The 25,306-nt window shown below is 40.8% G+C and carries 28 protein-coding genes; 13 read left to right on the top strand and 15 right to left on the bottom strand.

Annotated elements, in window-relative coordinates; translation table 11 throughout:
- Positions 1-131: 131 nt before the first annotated feature.
- On the bottom strand, positions 132-1,043 hold the full coding sequence (locus tag G3T18_RS15000; protein WP_224411372.1) for a histone deacetylase family protein: 912 nt from the start codon (positions 1,041-1,043) through the stop codon (positions 132-134).
- Between the two features lie 98 nt (positions 1,044-1,141).
- Here G3T18_RS15000 and G3T18_RS14995 point away from each other — a divergent pair, with 98 nt between their 5' ends.
- Together G3T18_RS14995 and G3T18_RS14990 are read left to right on the top strand one after the other, a co-directional pair.
- Positions 1,142-1,339, top strand: coding sequence for a hypothetical protein (locus tag G3T18_RS14995; protein WP_224411371.1), 198 nt, complete (start codon positions 1,142-1,144; stop codon positions 1,337-1,339).
- Positions 1,323-1,559: a hypothetical protein gene (locus G3T18_RS14990; RefSeq protein WP_224411370.1), complete on the top strand. Its 237-nt coding sequence runs from the start codon at positions 1,323-1,325 to the stop codon at positions 1,557-1,559. The genes G3T18_RS14995 and G3T18_RS14990 overlap by 17 nt, the downstream gene beginning before the upstream one ends.
- A 168-nt stretch (positions 1,560-1,727) precedes the next feature.
- On the opposite strand, the gene serS is transcribed toward G3T18_RS14990, so the two are convergent.
- Positions 1,728-3,014 carry a serine--tRNA ligase gene (gene serS / locus G3T18_RS14985; RefSeq protein ID WP_224411369.1) on the bottom strand — a complete coding sequence of 429 codons (1,287 nt, stop codon included), beginning with the start codon at positions 3,012-3,014 and terminating at the stop codon, positions 1,728-1,730.
- A gap of 85 nt (positions 3,015-3,099) precedes the next feature.
- Positions 3,100-3,672, bottom strand: coding sequence for a DUF3611 family protein (locus tag G3T18_RS14980; protein WP_224411368.1), 573 nt, complete (start codon positions 3,670-3,672; stop codon positions 3,100-3,102).
- Between the two features lie 742 nt (positions 3,673-4,414).
- On the opposite strand from G3T18_RS14980, the gene G3T18_RS14975 reads away from it, so the two are divergent.
- Together G3T18_RS14975 and G3T18_RS14970 are read left to right on the top strand one after the other, a co-directional pair.
- Entirely contained in the window at positions 4,415-4,768 is a 354-nt protein-coding gene (locus G3T18_RS14975) for a PadR family transcriptional regulator (protein ID WP_224411377.1), read from the top strand.
- A gap of 152 nt (positions 4,769-4,920) precedes the next feature.
- Positions 4,921-5,469 carry a cofactor assembly of complex C subunit B gene (locus tag G3T18_RS14970; protein WP_224411367.1) on the top strand — a complete coding sequence of 183 codons (549 nt, stop codon included), beginning with the start codon at positions 4,921-4,923 and terminating at the stop codon, positions 5,467-5,469.
- 143 nt (positions 5,470-5,612) lie between these two features.
- Here the strand turns inward: G3T18_RS14970 and G3T18_RS14965 are convergent, their stop codons facing one another.
- Complete coding sequence (locus G3T18_RS14965) at positions 5,613-5,936, bottom strand: DUF3155 domain-containing protein (protein ID WP_224411366.1); 324 nt, start codon at positions 5,934-5,936, stop codon at positions 5,613-5,615.
- A gap of 314 nt (positions 5,937-6,250) precedes the next feature.
- On the opposite strand from G3T18_RS14965, the gene G3T18_RS14960 reads away from it, so the two are divergent.
- Positions 6,251-7,549, top strand: a complete 1,299-nt coding sequence (locus tag G3T18_RS14960; RefSeq protein ID WP_224411365.1) for a GAF domain-containing sensor histidine kinase — start codon at positions 6,251-6,253, stop codon at positions 7,547-7,549.
- Positions 7,550-7,676: 127 nt separating this feature from the next.
- Here the strand turns inward: G3T18_RS14960 and G3T18_RS14955 are convergent, their stop codons facing one another.
- The 7 genes from G3T18_RS14955 to G3T18_RS14925 form a co-directional block, all read right to left on the bottom strand.
- A complete protein-coding gene (locus G3T18_RS14955; RefSeq protein WP_224411364.1) occupies positions 7,677-8,918 on the bottom strand; it encodes an S-layer homology domain-containing protein in 1,242 nt (413 codons plus the stop codon).
- Between the two features lie 313 nt (positions 8,919-9,231).
- A complete protein-coding gene (locus tag G3T18_RS14950; protein ID WP_224411363.1) occupies positions 9,232-9,420 on the bottom strand; it encodes a hypothetical protein in 189 nt (62 codons plus the stop codon).
- Positions 9,421-9,942: 522 nt separating this feature from the next.
- A complete protein-coding gene (locus G3T18_RS14945) occupies positions 9,943-10,365 on the bottom strand; it encodes a tellurite resistance TerB family protein (RefSeq protein WP_224411362.1) in 423 nt (140 codons plus the stop codon).
- A gap of 73 nt (positions 10,366-10,438) precedes the next feature.
- A complete protein-coding gene (locus G3T18_RS14940; protein ID WP_224411361.1) occupies positions 10,439-11,782 on the bottom strand; it encodes a 16S rRNA (cytosine(967)-C(5))-methyltransferase in 1,344 nt (447 codons plus the stop codon).
- Between the two features lie 22 nt (positions 11,783-11,804).
- Positions 11,805-13,868, bottom strand: coding sequence for an AAA family ATPase (locus tag G3T18_RS14935; RefSeq protein WP_224411360.1), 2,064 nt, complete (start codon positions 13,866-13,868; stop codon positions 11,805-11,807).
- Positions 13,865-14,038 (bottom strand): hypothetical protein, encoded by a 174-nt coding sequence (locus G3T18_RS14930; RefSeq protein ID WP_224411359.1) that lies wholly within the window; start codon positions 14,036-14,038, stop codon positions 13,865-13,867. Before G3T18_RS14930 ends, G3T18_RS14935 begins: the two co-directional genes overlap by 4 nt.
- A gap of 157 nt (positions 14,039-14,195) precedes the next feature.
- Positions 14,196-16,106, bottom strand: coding sequence for a PP2C family protein-serine/threonine phosphatase (locus G3T18_RS14925; protein ID WP_224411358.1), 1,911 nt, complete (start codon positions 16,104-16,106; stop codon positions 14,196-14,198).
- A 378-nt stretch (positions 16,107-16,484) separates the two neighbouring features.
- On the opposite strand from G3T18_RS14925, the gene G3T18_RS14920 reads away from it, so the two are divergent.
- Both G3T18_RS14920 and G3T18_RS14915 read left to right on the top strand, forming a co-directional pair.
- A complete protein-coding gene (locus G3T18_RS14920) occupies positions 16,485-16,874 on the top strand; it encodes an NfeD family protein (RefSeq protein ID WP_263480427.1) in 390 nt (129 codons plus the stop codon).
- A gap of 199 nt (positions 16,875-17,073) precedes the next feature.
- Entirely contained in the window at positions 17,074-18,087 is a 1,014-nt protein-coding gene (locus tag G3T18_RS14915) for an SPFH domain-containing protein (protein ID WP_224411356.1), read from the top strand.
- On the opposite strand, the gene G3T18_RS14910 is transcribed toward G3T18_RS14915, so the two are convergent.
- Positions 18,084-18,482 (bottom strand): Fur family transcriptional regulator, encoded by a 399-nt coding sequence (locus G3T18_RS14910; RefSeq protein WP_224411355.1) that lies wholly within the window; start codon positions 18,480-18,482, stop codon positions 18,084-18,086. The two genes, G3T18_RS14915 and G3T18_RS14910, sit on opposite strands and share 4 nt — an antisense overlap.
- A gap of 141 nt (positions 18,483-18,623) precedes the next feature.
- Between G3T18_RS14910 and purS the strand changes: the two genes are divergently transcribed.
- Positions 18,624-18,890, top strand: coding sequence for a phosphoribosylformylglycinamidine synthase subunit PurS (purS, locus tag G3T18_RS14905; RefSeq protein ID WP_224411354.1), 267 nt, complete (start codon positions 18,624-18,626; stop codon positions 18,888-18,890).
- A gap of 140 nt (positions 18,891-19,030) precedes the next feature.
- A complete protein-coding gene (gene purQ / locus G3T18_RS14900) occupies positions 19,031-19,744 on the top strand; it encodes a phosphoribosylformylglycinamidine synthase subunit PurQ (RefSeq protein WP_224411353.1) in 714 nt (237 codons plus the stop codon).
- A gap of 2 nt (positions 19,745-19,746) precedes the next feature.
- Here the strand turns inward: purQ and G3T18_RS14895 are convergent, their stop codons facing one another.
- Entirely contained in the window at positions 19,747-20,577 is an 831-nt protein-coding gene (locus tag G3T18_RS14895; protein WP_224411352.1) for a PFE-CTERM domain-containing protein, read from the bottom strand.
- A gap of 181 nt (positions 20,578-20,758) precedes the next feature.
- Here G3T18_RS14895 and G3T18_RS14890 point away from each other — a divergent pair, with 181 nt between their 5' ends.
- Entirely contained in the window at positions 20,759-21,520 is a 762-nt protein-coding gene (locus tag G3T18_RS14890; protein WP_224411351.1) for a Uma2 family endonuclease, read from the top strand.
- 37 nt (positions 21,521-21,557) lie between these two features.
- Here G3T18_RS14890 and G3T18_RS14885 read toward each other — a convergent pair whose 3' ends face one another.
- Positions 21,558-21,926, bottom strand: coding sequence for a DUF779 domain-containing protein (locus G3T18_RS14885; protein ID WP_224411350.1), 369 nt, complete (start codon positions 21,924-21,926; stop codon positions 21,558-21,560).
- Positions 21,927-22,085: 159 nt separating this feature from the next.
- Complete coding sequence (gene adh, locus G3T18_RS14880) at positions 22,086-23,606, bottom strand: aldehyde dehydrogenase (protein ID WP_318013983.1); 1,521 nt, start codon at positions 23,604-23,606, stop codon at positions 22,086-22,088.
- Positions 23,607-23,839: 233 nt separating this feature from the next.
- On the opposite strand from adh, the gene G3T18_RS14875 reads away from it, so the two are divergent.
- The 3 genes from G3T18_RS14875 to G3T18_RS14865 all read left to right on the top strand — a co-directional run bounded on the left by G3T18_RS14875 (position 23,840) and on the right by G3T18_RS14865 (position 25,288).
- On the top strand, positions 23,840-24,637 hold the full coding sequence (locus G3T18_RS14875; RefSeq protein ID WP_224411349.1) for an Rpn family recombination-promoting nuclease/putative transposase: 798 nt from the start codon (positions 23,840-23,842) through the stop codon (positions 24,635-24,637).
- A gap of 133 nt (positions 24,638-24,770) precedes the next feature.
- The gene (locus G3T18_RS14870; RefSeq protein WP_224411348.1) at positions 24,771-24,944 is read left to right on the top strand and encodes a hypothetical protein; all 174 of its coding nucleotides are present in this window, start codon (positions 24,771-24,773) and stop codon (positions 24,942-24,944) included.
- Positions 24,945-25,078: 134 nt separating this feature from the next.
- Positions 25,079-25,288, top strand: a complete 210-nt coding sequence (locus G3T18_RS14865; RefSeq protein WP_224411347.1) for a hypothetical protein — start codon at positions 25,079-25,081, stop codon at positions 25,286-25,288.
- Positions 25,289-25,306 lie beyond the last annotated feature (18 nt).

The following is a 25,306-nucleotide window of genomic DNA, read 5'->3' as shown; positions in this document are numbered from 1 at the left end:
CTACGAGGAGAGGGGAGAATTTCTCGTTTCCTCGTTTCTCGGCTCTTTTAGAAATGCAGCGACGGAGGCTCAGCCTCCATTATCTGTGAGGCGGAGCCTCTGGGGGAGGGTTGGAGTCAAGAAACGAGGGATTAGCAATTTTGGTAAATTTGGCTGGCGGCTCGATGGAGGAGGGAATGGCGATAGACTAGGGCGGGGAAGTCGTTAGAATAGCCGCCGCCGATGACGCAGGCGATGGGGTATCGGGCGGCGATGCAGGTGCTGATAACCATCATTTCGCGGCGATAGATGCCTGTGTCGGTGAGGCATAATTTACCTAGGCGATCGCTCACATGGGTATCTACTCCTGCGTCATAAAGTACGAGGTCGGGCTTGACTTCTGCGAGTAAATGTGGTAAATGTTTTGCTAGGATTTGCAAATAGCCGTCGTCGTCTAAACCGACTGGTAAAGGGATATCAAGGTCGCTGGGTTGCTTTTTACTGGGAAAGTTGGCTTCGCAGTGCATGGAGAAGGTGAAGACGCGGGGGTCGTTTTGAAAGATGAAGGCGGTTCCGTCTCCTTGATGTACGTCGAGGTCGATGATGAAGATTTTCTTGACGAGTTGGAGTTGGAGGAGAAGTCGGGACGCGATCGCCAAATCATTGAAAATGCAAAATCCCGAACCGTAGCTAGGAAAGGCGTGATGGGTTCCGCCAGCAGTATTACAAGCGATACCATATTCTAAAGCCAATTTTGCAGCTAAAATCGTCCCACCCACTGCGGTACAAGTACGAGTGACTAAACCGGGACTCCAAGGTAAACCGATGCGTCTCTGTGCTTTAGAATCGAGCGTACCTTCGCAATAAGCTTGCACGTATTTGCGAGTATGGACTAATTCCAGCCATTCTTTGGGGGGTGGGGAAGGTGCGTGGATTTGCTCTGGTTGTACGATACCATCTTTCAAGAGTAACTCGCAAAGATATTGAAATTTTGGCATCGGAAAGCGATGTCCGGGGGGTAGAGGTGTAACATAGTCTGGATGATACGCGATCGGAAGATTCATGCAAAGAAACAACAGGATTTTTAGTTAAAAGTTAACTAATTTAGTAACTCTACTTGTAATGATAAGATAACTAATGCCTGAAGAAAATTTAATACCTTATGGAACCATCAGAAGCACAATATTTAGTCATTAATGCTTTAGAAACTCTAGGCTTGTTAGTTTGGAGGCTTTATGATGAAGAAAAGGGCTTTTGGTATATTACAAGTCCTAGTAGAATTTTACCAAGAGCAGTTATCTTCCAAAATGGAGAAGTTGCTTTGATTGAGTTTGTGCAAGGCTATGACAATACAGAATAATCTTCTTCAACAGCAAATACGTCGTTTAGATGAATTAATGGCAATTTCTAAACAGCGATATATCGATGCAGGTGGAGATCCTCGACATACACCATCAGGTTTAAAAGGTGATGATTATTTAACCGATTCAGAAAGAAAAGAAGCACTGCAATTAGCTAGAATTATTTTCAATGAAGATTATATTCATAGCTATTTACAAACAAAACATCAGCCAAATTAGCTTACTTTTTCATTTAATCTTACGTCATCCTTCGCGAAGCGAAGGATGACATTTTTCCACATTATGTTTTCTAATACCATTTACATAAACTAATGCTACAGACGCACAGTAGAGACGTTGCATGTAACGTCTCTACATAATAGTTGTAAGTATTTGTGAAATATCTTTTTACAACACCTCACGTCCCAAATAAGGTTGCAAAACATCAGGAACTTTTACAGTTCCATCAGGTTGTTGATAATTCTCCAAAACAGCCGACATTGTGCGTCCAACGGCCAAACCCGAACCGTTAAGAGTATGAACGTATTGCGTACCTTTTTTGCCACTTTCTTTAAAGCGAATATCGGCGCGTCTGGCTTGAAAATCAGCACAATTAGAACAGCTAGAAATTTCCCGATATTTACCCGCAGAAGGCAACCAAACTTCTAAATCGTAAGTTTTTGTAGCACTAAAACCTAAGTCTCCGGTGCATAATTCAATGACTCGATAAGGTAGTTTCAATGCTTGTAAAATTGCCTCAGCATTCTTAGTTAAAGCTTCCAATTCATCGAAAGAAGTTTCGGGAGCAACTATTTTAACTAATTCGACTTTGTTAAACTGATGTAAGCGAATTAATCCTTTTGTATCCTTCCCATAACTACCTGCTTCGCGACGAAAACAAGGTGTATAAGCGCAGTGATAAATTGGCAATTGGGCAGCATCGAGAATTTCACGGGAATACAAATTAGTAACCGGGACTTCCGCAGTGGAACTTAACCACAAATCGTCTTCTTTGCATTTAAATGAATCTTCAGCAAACTTTGGTAATTGTCCCGTTCCAGTTAAACTTTGGCTATTAATTAATACCGGAGGCATTACTTCGGTATAACCTGCGGCAATTTGTTTGTCGAGCATAAAGCTAATTAAAGCTCTTTCTAAAGCTGCACCTGCACCAACTAAGGCGACAAAGCGACTTTGGGCGATTTTTACGGCGCGTTCAAAGTCAAGAATTCCTAATTTTTTGCCGATTTCTTCGTGAGGCAAAATATCAGGATTATCGGGAATATATTCATCACCCCAGCGACGGATTTCGACGTTTTCGTCTTCGTTTTTTCCCTCTGGAGTAGATTCGCTAGGAAGGTTAGGAATTTGCAGTAAAGCTGTTTCAATTTGAGCTTTTAAGTCTTTTTCTTGGGGTTCGAGTTCGGCTAATTTAACCTTAATCTGGTTTCCTTCTTCCTTGAAGGCGATGATTTCCGCACCTTTGGGGTCAGCACCGGATTTCATTTTTTGACCGATAGTTTTGCCAATTTCGTTACTGCGAGCTTGTAAGCTAGTGCGAGTAGATTCTAGTTCGCGCTGTTGGCGATCTAGTTCTAAAATTGGCGTGAGGTCGTATTCACCGCTAGGGCTGCGGCGGTTGAGTTGTTGTTGAATGAGTTCTGGTTGTTCTCGGATTAACTTTAGGTCTAGCACGGACTTGGGAATTCCTTGATAAATGTGAAAGACCGCTTGTGCAGTCTGTACAGAAGTGAGATAGTCTCTACATCAGTTAATAACCTTAGCGAGTGACGCGATTGATGAGCAAGAGAGAAACGACAATTCCGACAAAATGAGCGGCGATCGTGTTGATATTCGCTTGAACAACGAAAATATCTAAAGCGCGAACAAAGCGTTCGGGGTCGTAGGTGGTTAAACCTTGAGGTTGGGATAAAGCTTTACCGAGGATAATACCTACAGTGGCTTCTGCACCTAAAAGAGTGAGTAACATTCCGACGAGGTTAACGATTAGTCCTAGTCGTAGGACTTCGATAGTATCGGCTTTACTGGGACGTAAAGCGGGGTCAGCATTCATGAGGAGTTTACCGATATTGAGGTAACGCAAACAAAAGTAAATGCTGACACCCAAGGTAACGAGTCCGCAAATGGCTAAGAAAATGCCAAAGCCTTCTTGACCGCCCCCTTCATTTGCGCCTACATTTTGAGAGACGATCGCTCCTCCCAAAATTAGACCTGAGACGACACCTAAGAAGATTTGTACCCATAAGCCAATTTGACCTGCGCGTCTCATACTTACAGACACTTTTTGTACGGCTTGGGGAATGGAAGATTTGATTTGAGGCTGATTTCTCATGGTCTTTCTCGATTGTGGGAAGGTTGGTGAGTCGCCCAAAGTTATGTTTCTATATTAAATTGTCAGATGGCAGTGTCACGGTCAAGGAAAATTTTTTCAGGGTAGAATTGAACTTTTTTCTACTTTGAGAGTCAATAATTTTAGGTTCGGTGGCGATTAGTAGCGATCGCTACGCTGACTTGACAGTAACCTGAGTTGGATGTCGTTGAGGATGATGAGCTGACCTTACCGTTTTACAATGAGCGGATCTCGGTTATATTGGGGATGCAATCTTGAGATCCTTTCCCAGTATCGTCGAACAAGTAGACTAGGGTGAGCGAATTTACTTAACTAAGAAAGGGTTCTTTTTTGGGTATTTACGACAAAATTGACTTATAGGGTGCTGTGGCGAGCTACTAACTCCAGTATGACTGATGCGATCTGGATGATTTTCCGACTTTTGTCAGTTTTCTACCTGACGGATTTTCATTGCGTTGGTAGAATTATCTTTGAGATCGAATAGTGTGTCTACCACGGGAGTTGGCAATTTTCGGATCTCACTTCGAGCTAGTTTGGTCGAAGTCCCAATTAAATCGTATTGTCAATTCTTACTCCCATTCAGGGCATAATCTTCAACCCGTTTGGAAGCAGCGGACTAGAAATTAAGCAGTTTGCTTCCCGCAGGAGTGCATCTTTGTGTTGTGTTCACCAAAAGAATATCTCCATTCCTAGTGTTGGCTGGGAAGCCTGACGGGTTATGAAAATGAAATTTGAGGATATCTATCAGTATTTCGACAGTCCTCCTCCGGTATATCTGAATAAGGAAGTAGCTGTTTGTTACGTTCTGTCTGTTTTGGTACGGGGAGAGTCATACGGAACTGAACTGATTGAACTATTGGAAAAAGAGTATCCAACTTATCGACTTTCGGATACTGTTCTTTATAGCGCTCTGAAGTTTCTGGAAGAGTCAGAAACTATTAGTGGCTATTGGAAAAAAGTGGAAGGAAGGGGTAGACCCAGGCGGATGTATCAAATTTGTCTGGAGTCTCATCATAAAGCTGAAGAATTGGCTAATTTTTGGCAACAGTATGTGAATAACGAGGAGAAGGCGATGTGATTTGAACGCTTAAGTCTGCGGCAAAAGCTGCTGATGAGCAACAATGAGGGTAGGTGGCAACCTACCCTAGTCGGTGCGATGGGAGCAGATCCTTGCGCCACAAGTTTTGTTGCTGGTGGGAAAATGCTTTTGTTTTGAGTTTAGTTTAATTAATGGATACGCCAATTCTTACTTCGACTTTTTTCTTGACTTTGTTGTTAATGGTGGGTCTGTTTTTCTTTATCCGGGCTTCGGCTAAAGACCGTACTACCCAGGTACAATTGATTGCATCCGAATCAGAGGCTTCTGTGCTGGATAAGTTACAGCAGTATTTTACTCAAAGAGCTTACCGCGTCGCTGCGGTTGATGAAGAACAACATCAGCTTATTTTTACTGGTTTTGTCCAACCTAGCTGGTTTCTAGCGATTTTTTTGAGTTTCCTGGCGGCTTGTGGCTTTCTTTGTTTGGGGCTGGTTTTATCTTTCTTATTTCCCCAAATTGGTAATTGGTTTCTGGGATTGATTTTACTTGCTCCGATCGCTGGAATTTATTATTGGCAAAAAGCGGGTCGTACTGAAGAGGTTTCTTTGCAAATTCAGCAGCGATCGCCTGACAACTCCTTACCTCAAAGTTTACTTACTGTCACGGCTCATCGTGACGAATTGATTCAACTTCAGCAAGCATTACCTTTTCAACCTGCTCCTAGCGAGCTATCTTCTTAGCATACAATCTAGCAAATGTCAATACCTATAAAGACGCAACGTTCGGCGATCTTCAGTTAACAGAGATCGCTGCTACCCCACTCAAAGCTAAACCTTCTGAGTGGGGCAATTGCAGCTTTGTCGTCCTCGATGTCGATTAGAGTTTAATTGCTGCTACTATTAGCAGTAACTAACTTAGTCTTGCTGGGAGGGCTAACAAACCGTAAACTAGGAAAGAGAAAATGGTTTTCTTCAACGTATTGCGCTCCGAATAGACCTTTCTCTGCCCAAAAATAACGGTCTGTGGTATGTTCGTTCCGTTTCACAACCAGTAACGCTGGCGGGACTATATTTTCCGCTTTTATGTATTTTCTCGCTGCTGTTACGGGTTTGTCTTCGCCACTTTCGATATTAAACTGAGGTACAAGCTCTAATATTTTTCTTCCCTCTTGCCGACGACGACTTTTGCGCTTGCGTTTTCTTGCCAACCTGCTTACCTCCTCTTCCGGCTAATAGCTGTAATGTTAGTTACAAAAGCCGTCGCAATTATATCCCTTCTATACCAAGATTACAAGCTTATGGGTAAGAAGATAAGTAAAGCCAATCTTTTCAATGCCAATAGACAAGCGTAATTGGGGATAGTTCGTTGGCAATCTGGTCGAGTCAAAAAAGTTAATAAAACCTTAATTAAACTTAAACTTTACTGAGGTGAAGCTCAAAATCGTTCCCTAGTGTAGAGGATTGGTCTTCAGATGGAAGACTAAATTAGAGAAAAAGCTTATTGGTCGTTTTTGGTGGTTGTATGTCTTATCCTAACCCGACGTTGGCTCCTGCCAGTTCAGAATTAATTGCATTATGTCAGTCTCAGGTAAATTTGTTAACTCAAGGGTTAGGGGCGAGTTGGACAGCGATCTATTTAACCGCAGAATTGGTAGAAGAGACTCCCAAGCTAGTTCCAATCGTAGTTTACCCGGAAAAAGCCACATTTTGGCAAGAAGCATCAGGCGTACGTTTATTGAACGAAGGGAACTATCAATTTAATTCACCACCTCGTCTGCAAGGGGCGGAAATGCCGCAAGAGGTAGGAGTGACAGCAGCAGAAGCAGAAATTTTGTTGATGCGGGAGCGTCAAATTGTGTTGCCGTTAATTTACGAAGAAGTAATGATGGGTATTCTGGTGACAGGACGACAAGATCGAGCCTGGAACTCCAAAGAAGTTAATCAAATTGAGAAAATAGCGAAAACTGTGGCGATCGCCTGTAAGTTTGAGCGACGACAAGAATGGTATAAACAGCAGTTACGAGAACAAGAAATTTTTGCCGAACAGCAATTTGATAAGTTTCACGACTTGCTGCACCAACTACAAAATCCGATCGCGGCTTTGCGAACCTTTGGCAAACTATTAATTAAACGTTTAGTGGGATCGCCAGGCGATCGCCAGATTGCGGAAAATATTGTTCGTGAGAGCGATCGCTTGCAAGATTTACTCGCTCAATTTCGTTCCTGGCTGGAGGTTGCAGAAAATTCGACGCCGACTTTAGTTGCGAAACCAACACCAAAATTATTACCGGGAAGTAGCACAGAAACTAAGGTTGGGTTTCAGTTAGAAACCCTAGAAATCACCACTATTTTAGAACCATTACTCGCCTCAGCCGAAGCGATCGCCCAAGAAAAAGGTTTGCGTTTGGTGACAGAAATTCCAGCGACGATTCAACCCATAAAAGCCAATCCTCAAGCTTTACGAGAAGTCTTGAGTAATTTAATCGATAACGCCATCAAATACACTCCCCAAGGACAAATTTATCTTCAGGTAGGCATAGAAAAACAAACAGCGAAGCAAACTTACCAAGGAATCGCCATTAGCGACACTGGTACGGGAATTCCACCCGCAGATCGAGAACGAATTTTTGAGCGTCATTATCGAGGAGTACAAGCAGAAAGCGAGATTCCCGGTAGCGGTTTAGGATTAGCGATCGCCAAAGAATACATCCAACAAATGCAAGGACATATAGAATTAATTAGCCCTGCTGTATTCAGCAAGGCTAATTCTTCTGAGTTACCAGGAACCACATTTATTGTTTGGCTACCAGTAGCTAATTAAGTTCCACACTCCGCCCGAAAACCAGTTGTTTCTGGTTGCAGTTGGTAGTTGCTTAGGACACGGCATACTTTAATTATCTCTCTAAAATTGCAATTTGTTGAGTGCCGTGTCAGTAATGTTAACTGAATTAACGTTGAGCCGATACTACCAAGTCTCTAGTTAAAGTTAAATCCAAATCCGTTTCCGGGTCAATGACAATCAATTCTACACTATTGCGACCGATAAAACGTTGAATCAAAGTTCCTAGCGCACCCACACCAGCACCAATCAGTAATTCTTCGGTAGCGATCGCGCGATCGCCAGTTACTCCCGCGATCGCTGCGGCTGCACCTGTGCCAATCGCCGCATTTTTAATTAAGGTAGTAATATTGCCACCTTTACGAATAATTTCTGTATCGGAAATTACGTCCGAAACTGCTGAGATTGCTAAAGTTTCACCATCAGGGAAAATTATCTCTTTCGCAACAAATTGAGTTCCACCATCGGCTGGTGTCAAATCCCCAACAATTTCCGAATTAGCTGGAATTAATAACTGACCATCTCTGGTAGTAATATTCGCATCTACAGTCAAAGTAATTTCCGCAGATTCATCTTCAGTCAAGAGAATTTTTTCTCGTTCGTAAGCAACCGGAATTTGAGTTCCAGAAGGAATTCTAAATTCAGTTGCAACAGGTGTTGGTGAGACAATAAAACGAGAAGAAATTGTCGGCGCTTGTCCTTCATTTACCAAAGCTTGATAAATAAAAGCAGCTACTTCTGCACGAGTTGCACTACGAGTTGGATTGAGATATTCCACATTAGGATAGTTAACTACAACTTTACGTTCTGTCGTCGCCGCAATTTCATCAGTAGCATAACTACTAATATTAGAAGCATCCAAGTAGTTGCTCAAAAGTTGGCTTTGCGAACCTTGAAGGGTGTAATCTAATCCAGCCGCTAAAGATACTAAAACTTGTTCGCGAGGAATGTTTAGATCGGGTCGGAAATAATTATTCGGATAACCTGTCAAGAAACCAGTTTCATAAGCTTTTCTGATTGCTGGTGTAGCCCAATAATTTGAAGCGACATCACGGAATGTAATTGCACTGCGTTCTTGTGGTTCGTTAAAAGCTGCAACCATCGAAGCAAATTGAGCGCGAGTTACTGGAGCTTCTGGTCTAAAAGTACCATCTGGAAAGCCAGCAATTACACCTCGATCTGCCAATTCTTCGATAAAATCTTTCGCCCAATAACTGGAAGGAACATCACGAAATCCGCTTGTTTGGGCGAATGCAGCAGTAGGAGTGAGAAAAGGCGCGATCGCTGCACCATTCATTCCTAATGTTAAAAGTACCGCCGCCGTTGCTTTCATCTGAGTTGAGTTAGACATTTTTTTTCCTTACTTAAAACCGCTTTGTTAATTTATTAGACATCAGTTTAACTGGGATGTTCCTAGAGATTAGTGAATTATGCCGTTAAGAAAGTTATGGTTGAAATATAGAGAAAGATCATCTCTAGGAATTGGTTGAACTTATTCTTTGAGACGCGCTATTAACAAAATAGTTGCCACAAAAGTTGAAATCTTTGCCTGGTAATAATTAGCTGAGTTAAAAGCCAATTCAGCTAGTTGCTAAAAAGGAGAAGTTGCTCAAGATCGCCGTTAAATTTTACTCGACAAATACTTTGTTCTGGTTGACTTTTGCTTAAGCTAAATTCATAAGCTGTAGCACCTTGTCAACTCTACCAAAAGTGAGATTGATATTTGCTTCTGGAACTGTATAATATTGGGCAATAGCTTGTTGACAACTAGCTCGTTGTTTGGGAGTATCGCCAAAAAAAGTAGCTTGACAACTATAGCTAAAAGCCACGTACTGCAAGGTCAGTGCAGCCATCACCAAACTAAAAATTAAACAGTATTTGCTGTATCCTCGATTCAAGAACATTTTCTTGACTAACTGGCTAACTCCTTAAATTATTAGACAGAGAATTAAGTTAGATGTTCCAGAAAGGAAATTTGCTGAGGGAAACTGCTTTTTTAGTCAGCAGGTGGGGTAATTAGTTGCATCATTGGCTGATAGTTGATTTTCTAAATTTTGGGTTATTCCTGTTTCCACATTTATAACTGTCACACCCTCTTAAACCTCTGGAGGAAATTTGAGATGCAAAAGATATCTAGTCTTTAATAGAAAAATGTTTGCTACGCATCATGATTTTGTAGAGACAGATAGTGTTTTACTTAAATTTTTAATTCTTTTCCTGTGTAGCATTTTATTTTTTATTACCGATAAATAGAGATAAATTGAGTTTAATAAAGGCAATAAGGATCGAATAGTTTCTCACAAAAGAGTAGGGTGAGTCAGCTCCTACACCCTACAGACAAAAAAAAGCTTAAAACCGAACTAAGAAAAACAATTTTAATTTTGGGAATCAACTGCTTGACGGTACAATTTTTGAATTTTTTTAATCGCCTTATCAAAAGCCGATTTAGGAGGTTCGTTTTCCGGATCTAGTAACTGTAAACGAGTCAATAATTTACTTTCCTCAATAGCAACCTCATTATCGCTGTAAATCAACGCACTAATTGCTTCTATCAAATCTTGATAGTCTTCCTTACTAGGATTTTCTCCCAAATAATCTTCAAGCCAATTGTAACATTCGGCGGGCTTAACTTGTTTAATTTCTGACAACAAAGATTTAATTTCTGGGTCATTAGCCAGATTATTTTCTTGTGCCATATTCTTTAAATGTTCGCGTTCTTCAGCTTGAATAGTACCATCAATCCAAGCAGCACCAATCAAGATTTTTAACAGTTGTTTGGTTTTAGTAGTTTTTGGCATTGTATTTAGAGATTTCCTAATTTATTTTGCAAAAAATTGAATTTCGCTCGCCTAGTTGCAGATTACCGAAAAATTAATTTTGCCGTTTTAGTTTTACCATAAAGAAACCATCCATTTGCTGTTGGTGAGGCAAAATTTTAATCCAGCCCGAATCAGTCGCAAAACTGACAACCGGAGAATTAGCTACAGGTAAGTCAATTTTCCAGTCAGGGTGACGATCGCAAAAAGACGCGATCGCTACTTCATTTTCTAACCTATTTAACGTACAAGTGGCGTAAACTAAAATACCTTCTGGTTTAACCCAACTAGCGGCAGAGTCTAACAGTTCTCCTTGTAACTTAGCAAGTTCTTGAATTTTCGACGGCGTTTGTCTCCAGCGTAAGTCACTTCTGCGGTGAAGAGTACCCAAACCCGAACAAGGAGCATCCACTAAGACTCGATCTGCGCTATTAATAAATTCAGGAAAATCGCGACTATCGCCAGTTTTGCACTGTAGAGACTGTAACTGTAAGCGTTGTGCATTTTCTGCAACCTTAGCCAGACGTTTCGCACCTGCGTCACACGCCCAAATTGTACCGCGATCTGCCATTAATTCAGCGATGTGAGTCGTTTTTCCTCCCGGTGCAGCACAAGCATCGATCACCACATCTTCTGGCTGTGGGTCAAGCAAATAACTGACCAATTGTGCGCTACTATCTTGGATAGTCCACCAACCTTCCCGAAAACCAGGTAAATCTTGAATTTTCCCCGCACCACCTGTTATTCTCAAAGCCTGGGGTAAATGAGGTACAGAAGCAACAGTTACACCCGCAGCCATTAACGCAGACGAAACCTCCTCAAGCGAAGTTCGCCAAATATTCACTCTTAAATCAATCGTCGGTGGTTGATTAAACCAAGCACAAAGTTGTTCAGTTTCCGCAAATCCCCATTCTTCTAACCAATTTTCCACGATCCAATCAGGAAAACTGTATAAAATTCCTAAACGAGACGCGATCGCTTCCGGTAACCTGAGAGGATCTTTACCATGAGCAGCCAACCGTAAATATTGACGCAGCAAGCCATTAACCACCCCTGCAAGCCGAGAAAACTTATTTTCCTTCGCCAACTCCACCGTCGTATTAACCGCCGCCGAATCGGGAATTTGAGCCAGATAACGCAACTGATACAAACCGATGTGGAGAATAATCCGTAAATCCGGAGGTTGTTGATGAGCCTTTTTTTTTCCTAACTGGTCGATAATAGCATCCAGCGATCGCTGCCGACGCACTACCCCATAAACCAATTCTGTCAGCAAACCTCGGTCAGCCGCACTCAAATTACTCTTAGCCAACACCCTATTTAACGCTATCTCACTATAAGCCCCCCGCAGATAAATATCTCGGAGAGCCACAAAAGCCAATTGACGGGGATTACTCATCAAATCCAAACACTCGATCTTTTTATTTTGTCACCTCAATAATTTCAGTATATTCAAATGAATCTGAACTAGGTTTAACTAAAGGATAACTTACTTGGTTGATTTCAATAAAGTCTTCTTCACAATCTGGCTTGGGAGAGTGATAAACTAAAATATATTGTTTGCCAATGCAATCAGCCATTTCTGTTGCTACTTCGCCGCGCCACTGAGTTTTAGTTACTAAAACAACTAACTGATTTGCTAGTTTAGGAATTGCTTTGGCTACCTGACGGCGATAGATTTCATCTAAGCTACCAAAGGGTGAGTCCATAATAATTGGAAATGTACTGCTATCGGGACCCATAAGCGTGTTTTTCTGACTCCATTCTCTTACTCTGTCAATAATCCCGCCAATAAAAGATAAGCTGAGAATTTGATTTTCTCCAGTAGAAGCAGCGACGGAAATGGCAATTCCCGAAGTATTTTCGATTAATTTTAGTTCGTATTCGGTACTAATGCGCGGTTGATAGGGGGTAAAGGAAATAGAAGCAAAAATTTCCTGGACTCGCTTTTCTAAGGAATAACGAAATTGTCTTTCTAAACGCGTTCTAACTTCGATTACTCGGTTAATTGCCTCTTGGGTTATTTCGATACGTTTTTGGGCTAATACCTGTTTTTCTTCTTTATGTTTATGCTTGGCAATTTGTTTAATTTTACCGGCAATTTCTTGGTTCAATCGGGTAATTTCTTGCTGATTTGCACCTTGCTCTAAGGTTAGTTCTCGGATTTTGATTTCAGTTTCATCTAAACGTTTTTGTAGCCTTTGAATATCTTCGTCGGGATAGGTACGTAACTTTTCTTTAGTTTCATCTAATTCATTTTCTATTTGGGCTAATTCGCTGCGCCATTGATTAATATTTGCTTGCTGTGCGTCTACTTCTTGCCAAAATTTATTGACTTGGTTGCCTATTTCTTTAACTTGAATGTCTAAGCGAATTGCTGCTTCTTCAACTGCCGGAATGCCGGCTTTTTTTTGCCAGGATTGTACCAATTGATAGGAATTTGTTCCTGGGGTTAATTCTGTGCCACAAATGCAGCGTTGCTGGCTGAGAAGATCGTCAACAAATTGTTGTTTAATACCTGTGGGTAATTCGCCTTGGGAACGCAATTCAGCGATAATTTTGGCAAATTTAGCTCTGGCTTCATCTAAAAAAATTGTCAAGCCACGCCGAGAAAGTGACTCTTTTATGCTATTATTAGCATGGATAATATTTTCGCGAATTGTTTTTTCCTGAGTGAGGAGTTTTTCCTTGAGTTGCTGCAATTCTTCCGCGCCACTAAGTTCGAGCAAACGTTGGTTGATTGCTTGTTTAAATTCACTTAAATGGGCAAGTTCTTGGTTGATTTCTTGGTGACGTTCTTGCAAGGTTTCACTAGTTTTTTCCGTTTGCTTTTGTTCGCGTAACAATTGCTTAGTTTTCGTGTCACCAATGGTAGTTAATTCATCTTGCAAAGTACGCTTAGCTTTCTTGAGATGTTCGATAGCACGATCTAAGACTTTAACTCCTAATAATTCTTTAGTATCTTCAGCAATACTACTTTTTTGGTCAGAGCGGAAAAAATGGTCGATACGTTCGCCGTCAAAAAAGAAATATTGATGCAAACTTTCTGGTAAAATACGGTTAATAATATCTGTGGGTTGTTGAAGGGGATGACACCAAAGTCCATCATCTCCAGCAATTAACATAAATAGTTTAGTTTGGCTGTACTGAATGACGTTATTTTTATCTCGATAGGCATAGCACTGACGCTTAATTTGGTAACTTTTATTTTCATGCTCGAAGAGAATTTCCACAAAGCATTCTACAGAAGTATTAAAGTCAGCTTCAGTAATAGCACGTTTGTTTACTAATTGGTGAGGAGAAGCAAAAGCCGCAGTAAATTTTTCATAAAGTACCCAAGTAAAAGCATTGAGAATAGTTGTTTTACCTGCGCCGTTATTACCATGAATGATAGTAGTATTTCCTTCATCGTTAGCTAAAAATATTTCCGGGGTTTTACCATAAAATTGACGAAAATTAGCAAGTTTAAGCGAAATTAACTTCATTGCACCACTTCTTTAATAATTTTGAGGATATCATCGTTAATGTGACGAGGAATTTTTTGATAAAGCTTATCTTTTTCTAATTGTAAAACTCGCTCAATAATTTCTCGTACTTCCGGAGGTGCGTTAGCGATCGGTTCTTGTACAGTGTCAATGTTAGGATCGGTAGTCATGAGTTCGTGGTTTGGCGAGAGAGAAAAGAGGTAAGCTAGATTTTACCCGATCCAAGGAGATTTTTAGCACTCTTGCTGTCAAATAGACCACAAAAAGAAGAAAAACCAGCGAGTAACCCCAGCCCAAGGAGCATTTTTTTTGACAAACTAAACTGAGTTATTCGGCATTTTCAGGAGGTGAAGAAGGAATGGACGAATCGGAATCTAAAAGAACTTTTGATAACATCAAACCACCCAAAGCAGCAGAAGCAACTAAAGCCAATACTCCGAGAAAAATAACTAAAATCTTCAAGCGACTGCGATGGTTAACTTCCACCAGAGGTTGGTCTTCTGGTTCTAATTCTAATTCCGCTTCCTCTGCACTTCCTTCTGAGGCTTCAGCAGAATTAGGCTCTCCCGACTTAGAACTAACTAAACTAAACTGGGGCAATTCTGACAAATTTACTAGCACTGGATACTGAGGAGAAATGCCATAAGATACCAATACTACCGAAGTATTATCGTGACCGTTTTTTTCATTAGCTAAATCGATTAAAGATCGAACAGCTTCTTCCAAAGTTTGTTCGCCATTAAGAACATTCGGACAAAAATAAGCCCAATATTGCTCAAGTAAATTATTGTCGCTCAAACCATCGGAACAAAGTAACAATAAACCATCTTCTTCTAAGATCAATCGTTGCACAGTAGGACGCAAAGATTCAGCATCTTTGGTTCCCAAAGCTTGGGTAAGCGCTCCCGCACCTTGATGCTGTAAAGCTTCGCGATAAAGACTGCGAGCTAGTGTAGTTTCCCGACTGGCTAAATCATCATCTACAGTCAAAGGATAGCAAGCTTCTGGGGTAATCCAATAAGCTTTACTATCGCCGACATTAACTAGATAAAGTTCGTGAGAATTACCTACTCCTAATTCAAGATTTTTGATTTGTTGCGGTAACTGTACAGCCATGATTAAAGTAGTTCCCATGCGCTGTCGCCATTCTCGCTCTTGTTCGTCATTACGAGCTGCGATCAAGTTATTTGCGATTCGCACAATTGCTGCTAATTGCTCCGCTACCAAGTCGGGAGTCATTATCTCCGGATCGGTGGAAATTTCTTTTAATAGCGCTTGTACTTGAAGTTTGAGTGATTGTACGGCTAATTGAGAAGCTACTTCTCCGCCTTCATGTCCGCCAATCCCATCGCAGACGATCGCTAAATGTTCGGCGAGAATCGGAGGAGATTGCAGAAATCTGTTGTCAATTTCCTTCGCCGTGGGATAATAACTGTCTTCATTATGCGATCGCTTCGGTCCGGTATCGCTAGCGCTAGCAACTTGAATTCGTAGCGGTTGCTGGGCTGCTTGTTCGAGCAAAAGCTGATTGAGAGTTGCAGAAACTTTTTCTAAACTTACCTCAGAAGTTTGCAATTGTCGAGCAATAGCTTCGAGTTGAGGGGCGACGGCTGCTTTGGCTGAACGTACCACAGGTTCCCAAATTGCGCCTAATTTTTGTAAGTAAATATCGATCGGTGCTTGAACAAGAGTAGCACTTTCGCTTGGGGGAGTAAGAGAAGACTGCAAAAGCTCTGGTGGTGGGTTAGTCTCGGAATCGAGAAACAATTGCTTCAGTCGGACTCGCCAACCTTGAACCCGAATGTTATCCCAATCAAGTAAACTAGAAACTACACCTTCTTGAGTTAAAGGCTGGTAAAGTGTAAGAATTTGCCAGAGCCAGTAGACTTGACGTACAGGCGAAGCATCAGCCCAAGCTTGCTCGAGAGCAGGATAAAACTCCCCTTCCGGCGTGAGAGGAACATTTTCCAAAACCATGACTTCCCCTTCCTCCAACTGACAAACCCCATAAAGCCGAGGAAGATGCAAACTTTGTCCAAACAGTCCCAAATAAGCGATCGCCAGAGTCGGTGTAGGATCGGGTAGCGATGGTGGTTCTTTCGGATTAGTATCTCGCCAAATCTGCGGTGCAACCACTTGATAGCGATTATCTACTAACTCTCCGGGAGCAAATTCGGCAGCTAAGGAACCTGCTGCCCAAAGATGAGGAGGATGAAATTGCGACTGGGAACTGCTCATAAATAAAAATTAAATTTTCTTGCAAAAACTACGAAGGAATCTTGCTACGACCAAAGCCATTGCTGACTCAAGCTATCATAAATAAGGGAGTATCTTTACTTTAGCGAGGTTCTCGATCGTTATTTTTTCTGAGCGATGGCTCTTTGGTGTCAGGGAAAAAATTGTTAAGCTGGCAATAAATCGAAGTATTTCTGACCGAGATTCGGTAACTTAAAGAAATTTGTATCTATATCGTACAATTTCCCGACGTTGGAAGCTGATATGCAGCAAACTATGATTGAAAGATTCGCTGTGGCAGTCGATCCCTATCTGCTAGCGATCGCTGCGTCTACTCCTCTGTTAAGTACAACTATCTTTTGGTTGCTAGCTGGCTCAATTATGTGCTTGATGGAGTTCTTTTTCCCCACCGCCTTTGTCGCCTTTATGATGGGGATCGCAGCTTTATTAGTCGCTTTAGTGTCATTACTCTTACCACAGATTAGTTTACAGGTGGCGCTATGGTTAATTTTTTCCACGTTACTAATTTTCCTTTCGCGACGCTTTTTCGCCCCAAAACGCCCAGCTACCACTCTCGAAGCCGCCAGAGAAGGCGAAACTCTCAGTGAAATTCCTCCGGGACAAGCAGGGAGAGTGCTTTATGAGGGTAACTCATGGCGAGCAAAATGTGAAGACGAAGAAACGGCGATCGCTGCTAACCAAAGAGTTTATGTCTTACGTCGCGAAGGAAACACCCTCATCGTCATGCCGCACAATATCCTCCATTATTGAGGACAAGGGAGACAAAGGAGACAAGGAGAATTGTTGGACAAACTGAGAACTGTTAATTCCTAATCCCCAATCCAAGGGTCCCGAATCCAAGGGTCCCCAATCCAAGGGTCCCCAATCCCCAGTCCCCAGTCCCTAATCCCCAATCCCCAGTCCCCAGTCCCTAATCCCTAATCACCAACAAAAAAGAGGACATTTAACAATGGGAGAATTCTTTTCTTTTATCATCTTTTTAACAGTTTTTGGCGGTTCTGCCCTTGCAGGTTCAGTCAAAATCATTAACGAACAAAATGAGGCATTGGTTGAAAGTCTCGGACAATATAAAAAGAAACTGACACCGGGACTTAATTTTGTCGTTCCTTTCATCGATAAAGTTGTCTATAAAGAAACAACTCGCGAAAAAGTAATTGACATTCCGCCCCAAACTTGTATTACTTGCGATAACGTTTCGATCAGCGTTGATGCGGTTGTTTATTGGCGAATTATGGATATGGAGAAAGCTTATTACAAAGTTGAAAATCTCCAATCTGCAATGGTTAATTTGGTCTTAACTCAAATTCGCTCAGAAATGGGTAAATTAGAACTAGACCAAACCTTTACCGCCCGTACTGAAATTAACGAAATTCTCTTGCGGGAACTCGATATTGCTACCGATCCTTGGGGCGTAAAAGTTACTAGAGTAGAACTAAGAGATATCATTCCCTCGAAAGCTGTGCAAGACTCAATGGAGTTACAAATGGCAGCCGAGAGAAGAAAACGGGCGGCAATTTTAACTTCTGAAGGAGAAAGAGATTCTTCAGTTAACTCCGCCGAAGGTCAAGCAAAAGCGAGAGTTTTAGAAGCAAAAGCGAGAAAAGAAGCGGCAATTTTAGAAGCGGAAGCCCAAAGACAAGCGATCGTTTTGAAAGCAGAAGCAGAAAGACAAGAACAAGTGCTGAGGGCGCAAGCTACTGCGGAAGCAATGCAAATCGTAACTGAAAAGCTAAAATCTGAGCCGAATGCCAAAGAAGCTTTACAGTTTTTACTAGCACAAAACTATCTCGAAATGGGCAAAACTATCGGCAGTAGCGGCAGCAGTAAAGTGATGTTTATGGACCCTCGCAGCATTGTTTCAACTTTAGAAGGAATGCGTTCGGTTGTCAGTAGTAACCAAAACGGCGAAACTACTTCACTGAATCTCGATTTAGATAAAATCGATCGTCATCAAGCAGGTTAACTATGGTTAGCTGAAGTAAGCTGACAGCGATCGCAGATCCCAAAAAACTCTAAAGTGTGGTAAAAAACCTTAAATGAGTGGGATTTTTCTAGTTGATTTTCTAACTCGTGGACGGGGCATTGCTCGATGGGGATTGATTCCCCGCAATTGAGACAGGTAAGATGATGTTGGTCTTGCTGTACGGAAGCGTAAACTGACTCACCACTAGGTAAAGTCCGTACCTGTACTGCCCCTTCTAGTTTCAGGGCTTCCAAGGCACGATAAACTGTTGCTAATCCCATGCTTTGATTGCGCTTCCGTAATTCCAAATACAAGTCTTGTGCTGAAATTGACCGCTTGAGAGACTGAAGCAGTTGGAAAATTCGCTGTTGAGAACGAGTGCGTTGGACTTTCATAGGTTTAATGTTTTAGCGCGATCGCTGTTTTTTGCCTTTTATTTAACTAAAGTAACTGAGTAAAGCCATCTATCGGTAGATTTCGCCTTAAAATAGTTTAGAGGAAGATAGCAATACTACCTATTACCAATAAAATTAACAATGAACAAATATCATGCTCGTGTTTATATTACCCTCCGACCATCAGTTCTCGATCCTGCTGGTGTAGCAGTACAATCGGGATTGAAACAGTTAGGCTATGAAGAGGTAGAACAAGTTAGAATTGGTAAGTATATTGAAATGACGCTGAATGCGGTTAGTGAAGATGAAGCCAAAGCACAACTTGATTTAATGTGCGATCGAATGTTGGCAAATCCAGTAATTGAAAATTACCGTTTTGAAGTTGTGGAATTGTCTGCTGTTGCTTAAATTAGGTAAGAATTGAGTTTCAGTTATGCAGATTTTTCTCGACTAGAAAATATCAAATTTTGGACACAAATTAAGGAAAAATTTAGTTAAGTTGGTGTTCAAATGCAAGAGAAATTAATCGTTAAATAGGAAAGATAAACGTGAAATTTGGGATTCTTGTTTTTCCAGGGTCAAACTGCGATCGCGATGTAGCTATGGTAACATCACAGTTGTTAGAAATGCCAACTCGGATGGTTTGGCACGAAGAAACCGAGATTGCGGATCTTGATGTAGTAGTTATACCAGGTGGGTTTAGCTACGGAGATTATCTCAGATGTGGTGCGATCGCGCGTTTTTCCCCGGTAATGCAAAGTGTAATCAATCACGCGAAACAAGGTAAATACGTTCTCGGCATTTGTAACGGCTTTCAAATTTTAACCGAAGTTGGGCTACTACCGGGAGCCTTAACCCGCAATCGCGACTTGCACTTTATTTGCGATCGCGTCCCGATTAAAGTAGAAAATACTAATCTACCTTGGACACAAGCTTATTCCCTAGGCGAAATTATAACATTACCTATCGCCCACGGCGAAGGTCGTTATTACGCCGATGCTGATACTTTAAAAGAACTAGAAGATAACCAGCAAATCCTCTTTCGTTACTGTACAGAAACAGGCGAAATTAACGAAACAGGTAACTTAAATGGTTCCCTCAACAACATCGCCGGAATTACCAACAAAGAAGGCAATGTTTTAGGGATGATGCCCCATCCAGAAAGAGCCTCAGACCCCATTTTAAAAGCCACAGACGGCAGAAAACTCTTTGAAGGTTTAATTCAAGCAAAATCAGAGAAATCAATGACTTTAAACGTTTAATTCTATTTGCTTTGCTGGCACTTTTTCAACTGAAAACCCGTTAGCCAAACTCCGAGAATTAACAAACCTAAACCAGGAGAAAACTCAAAAGGAACCGGAGTAGCTGCGCCTGTAGCAGTAATGCTAATATTGTCCAAAGCAAATTCATCTCGCGAACCAGCACCGGAAACATCATCTCCCGTCCAACGTAGATAGAAAAAATTCCCACTAGTTAAACTTAAGCTGTTAATAGTTGTAGACCGAGGATTACTAATCCAACTGGGAGTTCCTGCGGCTTCAGTAGAGGTAAAATCTAATAAAGGGACATTTGTGTATGAGCTATCATCTGATGAATAGGAAAAATTTAATGAATTAGCACGAGGTTGATCGTTATAAGCAAATATATCGTAGGAGATAGCTAAATTATTAATAGTATTGCCTGTATTATTTTCCAAACGGAGAGTAATTGTACCGGGTGTAAAATCAGCACCAACGGGTTGAATACCTAGAGCAATATTGCCTCCACCAACATCAAAAGCATAAATACCTCCAGTTGTTACTCCTCCAGTTGATGTTCCACGAGCAAAATCTCCGGTTGTTCCGGTTCCCCCATAAGTTAAATTACCATCGGAAAGTCCAGTAATTGCCCAATCATCAGAATCTAATTGTCCCGCAGTTGGGTTAGGCGAAAAACCAGAACCATTAAAACTATTAAAATTGATAGTCTCCGGACTACCTAAAGTAGTAATTCCAAAGGAAAAAGCAACTTCTGCGGTACTAAACATACCCATCAAAGAAATAATTATTGGGGTAATTTGATTTCGTCTATTACTTAATAATTTTTTCCACATCATTCAGTCTTCACCAAATTAGGATGTCACTAATTTAAAGGTAAAATACTAGGTAGTCAAGCCTCAGAAGCAAGTTAAGAGAAAGTTAAAGCAGGTCTGCGATCGCATAAATCTCGCAGTTGTGGTAAAACATTAACTAAGATTGAGTTATCAAACCCAAACTCACCCATTTTAGCGACAGAGTATGATTAACCAACTCTCCACGGAAACTTCTAAAAAGATTATCTATCCCGATAGCGATGGTCAACCAATGGCAGATAATACCAAACAATTTCGCTGGATTGTCGTAATTAAAGAAAACCTAGAACTTTTATTTGCAGATAATCCTGATGTTTTTGTCGCTGGAGATTTGCTTTGGTATCCAGTGGAAGGAGATAATAAAATTCGTACTGCACCAGATGCAATGGTTGTTTTTGGTAGACCAAAAGGCGATCGAGGTTCTTATAAACAATGGGAAGAAGATAATATTGCACCTCAAGTTGTTTTTGAAATTTTATCTCCTGGTAATCGTTTGCAAGAAATGGCGAGAAAATTTAGCTTTTATAATCGCTATAATGTCCAAGAATATTATATTTACGATCCGGACGATAATGAGTTAATTGGTTGGGTGCGATTGGGCGAAGCCCAGCGCCCTTCGGGGCGATCGCAAAATTTTTTAGATGTCATTGAACAAATGAACGGTTGGATTAGCCCTCAACTACAAATCCGCTTCCAACTAACAGCAAACTCCCTCGAAATTTATCATCCCGATGGAGAACGTTTTTTCACTTTTGTGGAACTAGCACAATTACGAGAAAAAGAGCGTCAAGAAAAAGAACAAGCTTTAGCTAGAATCGAAGAAGAAACTCAACGAGCAAATGAAGCATTAACCGAATTAGAAAGGGAAAGACAGCGCAGTCAAGCTTTAGAAGCAAAATTAAGAGAAATGGGTATTAATCCCGAATAATTTTAATTCAAATTAACAACTTTTGACTACAAGAATTTTACTTTAAACTCGCCAATTCTTCCTCATTAAACAACCGGGAACGACTTAAAAAACGCATTCCATCTGCACTTTCTAAAGAAAAATCATTTCCCGGACCCGGAGCAACATCAATAATTAACTGCGTATGCTTCCAATACTCATATTGAGACGCAGCAATATAAAACGCACAACCGCCAATTTCTCCCAACTTAACATCAGCATTACCAACCATAAATTCGCCATCAGGATAACACATTGGTGTGCTACCATCACAACATCCACCAGACTGATGAAACATCAAATTTCCATGCTTAGTTTTTAATTCTGCAATCAATTTTAAAGCTGCATCAGTTGCTACTACTCTCGGGACAATTTTCTGTGTAATCATAGTTATAAATCTAAATAAATTCAATTAAATTTCTCTGAAGTAATCGGGAGCGAAACGCTCCCACTACTAAAAAATCTCGCTACGGAATCGACTAAATCACCACCTCATTAACCATCCTCAAATTATCCGCGTTAATCCGCGTTAATCTGTGGTTAAAATTTAGAAAAATCCCATTGCTTTTGGACTATAACTTACCAACAAATTCTTAGTTTGTTGATAATGTTCTAACATCATCTTGTGAGTTTCACGACCGATACCAGAAACTTTATAACCACCAAAAGCAGCATGAGCAGGATACAAATGATAACAATTTGTCCAAACTCGTCCTGCTTTAATTGCTCGTCCCATCCGGTAAGCGGTATTCATATCTCGCGACCAAACTCCCGCACCTAGTCCATACAAAGTATCGTTGGCAATTTCTAAAGCTTCTGCTTCATCTTTAAACGTCGTCACTGCTAAGACGGGACCGAAAATTTCTTCTTGGAAGATGCGCATTTTATTGTGACCCTTAAAAACAGTAGGTTGGTAATAGTAACCGTCTTGCAATTCGCCGTTTAAAATATTACGATCGCCACCAATCAAACATTCTGCGCCTTCTTGACGACCGATATCAACATAGGATTGAATTTTCTCTAATTGATTGAGAGAAACCTGTGCGCCGATCGCGGTATCTGCTTCGAGAGGATTTCCTTGTTTGATTTGACCAACTCTGGCTAAGGCTTTTTCCATGAAGCGATCGTAAATTGATTCTTGAATTAAAGCGCGAGAAGGACAAGTACAAACTTCACCTTGGTTAAGCGCAAACATGACAAATCCTTCGATCGCTTTATCGAAAAAGTCGTCATCTTCGGCGCAAACATCACCAAAGAAAACGTTAGGTGATTTTCCACCTAATTCTAAAGTTACCGGAATAATATTTTGCGAGGCGTACTGCATAATTAGTCGCCCGGTGGTTGTTTCTCCGGTAAAAGCAACTTTAGCAATACGCGAATTTGTGGCTAAAGCTTTGCCAATTTCTGCGCCATTTCCGTTGACAATATTAATGACTCCATCGGGTAGTAAATCGCCGATTAAGTCCATTAAAACCAGAATAGAAGCTGGAGTCGGACCTGCGGGTTTGAGGACGACACAATTACCAGCAGCTAAGGCGGGGGCGAGTTTCCAAGCTGCCATTAAAATCGGGAAATTCCAAGGAATAATTTGACCGACTACTCCCAAAGGTTCGCGGAAGTGATAAGCAATTGTATCTTGGTCAATTTCGCCGATTGTACCTTCTTGGGCGCGAATACAACCTGCAAAATAACGGAAATGGTCGATCGCTAGGGGAATATCTGCGATTTTGGTTTCGCGAATTGGTTTACCATTGTCCCAAGTTTCTGCTGTTGCGAGCATTTCCAGGTTTTCTTCCATGCGATCGCCGATCTGTTGCAGAATCCTCGCACGTTCCGCAACGGATGTATTTCCCCAGCTTTCTTTGGCTGCATGGGCTGCATCTAAGGCTAATTCGATGTCTTCTGCACTGGAACGCGGCACTTGACAAAGTGGCTTACCTGTGATCGGAGAAAGATTATCTACATATTGGCGATTAGTTGGTGCCACCCATTGACCGCCAATAAAGTTATCGTAACGTGCTTTGTAAATGTTTTGATTAATTAAAGAAGTAGGTGCAGAGACAACCATTTATTAACCTCCTTGGTATTCTCTTCAATTCGAGAATGGTAAATTTTTCTGCTATTTTCATAGGATGCCGTAAGCGCAAAAAAAATTCTGATTCCGAGGCTCGATTGATACAAAACCTCACGCAACGACATAAAAAGTTAGAAAAGTTGGGGGAATTCCCTCTAGTTACCAGAGACAAATTTACTCAATTTGACTAGCTTCCGGCAAATCTAAAGAAAAAAGAAACTTAACTGATGAAAACAGATACACTTTTTTACGAATTATTTAAGAATTTCCCTAGTATTTTCTTTGAACTAATTGGTAAACCTGATACTGATGTCAGCAGCTATCAATTTACTTCTCCAGAAGTCAAGCAAAAAGCTTTTCGCTTCGATGGGTTATTTCTCCCCATAGATAAAGCTACCGACAAACCCATTTACTTTGTCGAAGTACAATTTCAAAAACAGAAAAAATTCTATTCGCGGCTATTTTCCGAAATTTTTCTTTACTTTTACCAGTATGAACCTCCGAGCGAAGATTGGTATGTTGTAATTATCTACCGTCGCCGCAGTACCGAAGCAGAATGTCACCCACGCTACCAAAACTTATTGTCGAATCATGTACAGCGTATTTATCTCGATGAAATTGGCAATTTAGGCGAACAATCTCTCGGTTTTGGTATTATTCAGTTAGTTGTCGAGTCGCCAAACCAAGCTGGAGATTTTGCTCGTCAGCTTATTGCTAAAACTACAACCGACTTGGCGGATGTCAATCTCCAGCAACAAGTCTTAGAATTAATAGAAACGATTGTTCTTTACAAATTCCCTAATTTGAGCCGGGAGGACATAGAAGCTATGTTAGGATTAAGCGAATTAAAGCAAACTAGAGTCTATCAAGAAGCAAAAGAAGAAGGTCGAGAAGAAGGTCGAGAAGAAGCTACACTAAAGACAAAGTTAGCAATGATACCTAAGCTGCGACAACTAGATTTAACTGCTGAAGAAATAGCTGAGTTTTTGGAACTCGATTTAGAGATAGTTCAGCAACATCTATAATTTGCTAGACTACGAATTTATCTCTAATTTTTGTAGCTTTTTATCACAAGTTTAAAAGGGGCAGTTATCCCTAAATTGCCCCTCTATTGAGGTTTGTAACATCTGTAAATTTATTTGAGAGACGAGATAAATTATGCTTTGGCTAAGTGAATTAAAGCAAACTAGAGTTTATCAAGAAGCAAAAGAAGAAGGTTCCCTAGAGACGAAGTTAGCAATGATACCTAAGCTGCAAAAATTAGATTGGACTGCTGAAGAAATAGCGGAAGTTTTGGAACTTGATTTAGAGATAGTTCAGCAACATCTATAATTTGCTAGATTACAAAGTTATCTCTAATTTTTGTAGCTTTTTATCACAAGTTCAAAATGGGTAATTTAGAGATAATTGCCCCTCTATCTAGAATTAATAACTGCTGTAAATTTATTTGAGAGACAAGAGTAATTATGCTTCAAATAGGTGAATTAAAGCAAACTAAAGCTTATCAAGAAGCGTATAAAAAAGGTTTTAAAGAGGGATTTCGAGAAGGATTTCGAGCAGCTCGGATACAAACAAAGTTAGACATGATACCTAAGCTGCGAAAACTAGATTGGAATGCTGAAGAGATAGCCGAATTTTTGGAACTAAACTTAGATATAATTCGGCAACATTTCTAACTCAATTTACTAGAAAAG

The sequence above is a fragment of the Oscillatoria salina IIICB1 genome, assembly GCF_020144665.1.
Taxonomy (GTDB): Bacteria; Cyanobacteriota; Cyanobacteriia; order Cyanobacteriales; family SIO1D9; genus IIICB1.
The sequence above is the reverse complement of the archived record's forward strand: the minus strand, read 5'-3'. Positions and strand labels throughout refer to the sequence as shown.

Coding starts and splice junctions, on each gene's coding strand:
- G3T18_RS15000 (WP_224411372.1), bottom strand. CDS start 1,043: ATGAATCTTCCGATCGCGTATCATCCAGACTATGTTACACCTCTACCC.
- G3T18_RS14995 (WP_224411371.1), top strand. CDS start 1,142: ATGGAACCATCAGAAGCACAATATTTAGTCATTAATGCTTTAGAAACT.
- G3T18_RS14990 (WP_224411370.1), top strand. CDS start 1,323: ATGACAATACAGAATAATCTTCTTCAACAGCAAATACGTCGTTTAGAT.
- G3T18_RS14980 (WP_224411368.1), bottom strand. CDS start 3,672: ATGAGAAATCAGCCTCAAATCAAATCTTCCATTCCCCAAGCCGTACAA.
- G3T18_RS14975 (WP_224411377.1), top strand. CDS start 4,415: ATGAAATTTGAGGATATCTATCAGTATTTCGACAGTCCTCCTCCGGTA.
- G3T18_RS14970 (WP_224411367.1), top strand. CDS start 4,921: ATGGATACGCCAATTCTTACTTCGACTTTTTTCTTGACTTTGTTGTTA.
- G3T18_RS14960 (WP_224411365.1), top strand. CDS start 6,251: ATGTCTTATCCTAACCCGACGTTGGCTCCTGCCAGTTCAGAATTAATT.
- G3T18_RS14955 (WP_224411364.1), bottom strand. CDS start 8,918: ATGTCTAACTCAACTCAGATGAAAGCAACGGCGGCGGTACTTTTAACA.
- G3T18_RS14950 (WP_224411363.1), bottom strand. CDS start 9,420: ATGGCTGCACTGACCTTGCAGTACGTGGCTTTTAGCTATAGTTGTCAA.
- G3T18_RS14945 (WP_224411362.1), bottom strand. CDS start 10,365: ATGCCAAAAACTACTAAAACCAAACAACTGTTAAAAATCTTGATTGGT.
- G3T18_RS14940 (WP_224411361.1), bottom strand. CDS start 11,782: ATGAGTAATCCCCGTCAATTGGCTTTTGTGGCTCTCCGAGATATTTAT.
- G3T18_RS14935 (WP_224411360.1), bottom strand. CDS start 13,868: ATGAAGTTAATTTCGCTTAAACTTGCTAATTTTCGTCAATTTTATGGT.
- G3T18_RS14930 (WP_224411359.1), bottom strand. CDS start 14,038: ATGACTACCGATCCTAACATTGACACTGTACAAGAACCGATCGCTAAC.
- G3T18_RS14925 (WP_224411358.1), bottom strand. CDS start 16,106: ATGAGCAGTTCCCAGTCGCAATTTCATCCTCCTCATCTTTGGGCAGCA.
- G3T18_RS14920 (WP_263480427.1), top strand. CDS start 16,485: ATGTGCTTGATGGAGTTCTTTTTCCCCACCGCCTTTGTCGCCTTTATG.
- G3T18_RS14915 (WP_224411356.1), top strand. CDS start 17,074: ATGGGAGAATTCTTTTCTTTTATCATCTTTTTAACAGTTTTTGGCGGT.
- G3T18_RS14910 (WP_224411355.1), bottom strand. CDS start 18,482: ATGAAAGTCCAACGCACTCGTTCTCAACAGCGAATTTTCCAACTGCTT.
- purS (WP_224411354.1), top strand. CDS start 18,624: ATGAACAAATATCATGCTCGTGTTTATATTACCCTCCGACCATCAGTT.
- G3T18_RS14895 (WP_224411352.1), bottom strand. CDS start 20,577: ATGATGTGGAAAAAATTATTAAGTAATAGACGAAATCAAATTACCCCA.
- G3T18_RS14890 (WP_224411351.1), top strand. CDS start 20,759: ATGATTAACCAACTCTCCACGGAAACTTCTAAAAAGATTATCTATCCC.
- G3T18_RS14885 (WP_224411350.1), bottom strand. CDS start 21,926: ATGATTACACAGAAAATTGTCCCGAGAGTAGTAGCAACTGATGCAGCT.
- adh (WP_318013983.1), bottom strand. CDS start 23,606: ATGGTTGTCTCTGCACCTACTTCTTTAATTAATCAAAACATTTACAAA.
- G3T18_RS14875 (WP_224411349.1), top strand. CDS start 23,840: ATGAAAACAGATACACTTTTTTACGAATTATTTAAGAATTTCCCTAGT.
- G3T18_RS14870 (WP_224411348.1), top strand. CDS start 24,771: ATGCTTTGGCTAAGTGAATTAAAGCAAACTAGAGTTTATCAAGAAGCA.
- G3T18_RS14865 (WP_224411347.1), top strand. CDS start 25,079: ATGCTTCAAATAGGTGAATTAAAGCAAACTAAAGCTTATCAAGAAGCG.